The sequence below is a fragment of the Pseudomonas sp. SDT291_1_S447 genome (assembly GCF_054070155.1).
Window position 1 is genome coordinate 1 of the sequence record NZ_JBSVXS010000279.1, and the last position, 646, is coordinate 646.

The following is a 646-nucleotide window of genomic DNA, read 5'->3' on the forward strand; positions in this document are numbered from 1 at the left end:
CCCAGGTGCGTGTCGAAATCCCCTTCGACAAATCCTTTGCCGAAGGCCAGGTCCTCAAGATATTCATGCTCGGCACCACGCCAGGCCTCAAGCCCTACCTGCCGGACCTGCCGACGCGTCTTATCACCCGTAACGACATCGTCGCGGCCCAACCGCTGCTGTACAACATCGACGGCAAACACCTGACCCCGGTCAACGGCGGCAAGGCCGAGTTCTACTACCAGCAATTGATCGCCGAGACGGTGCTCGCCACACTGGACCCGTACGAGACCACCCGCGCCATTCGCGAGTCGATCCACACCGAGATCCTGCAAGTCGGCGAGGCCCGCCTGGAACTGCCGCAACCGGAAGTGGCCGGCGTGGTGAACGGCGTCCTGCCCGCCGACACCGCCGGCACCACCCTGACGGTGGTGTACACCGAAACGGTCAAAGGCGATGAAGTCTTCATGTTCTGGCACGGCTCGATCACCGGCGAATATACCGACTCGATCAAGCTGAACGAATTCACCGCCGGACAACCGGTGCCCTTCCCCATCGGGGCCGAGCTGATCAAGGGCAATGAAGGCGGATCGGTGATCGCCCGGTACGAGATCAAACGCGCCGCCGGCGGGACGAGTTATGCCGAGCCGTTGAAGTTCGATGTCGG

The 646-nt window shown here is 62.5% G+C and carries 1 protein-coding gene; it reads left to right on the plus strand.

Features of this window, described 5'->3' with window-relative positions; translation table 11 throughout:
- On the plus strand, positions 1–646 hold a 646-nt coding region (locus tag ACW9IR_RS29530; RefSeq protein WP_457466142.1), incomplete at both ends, for a hypothetical protein.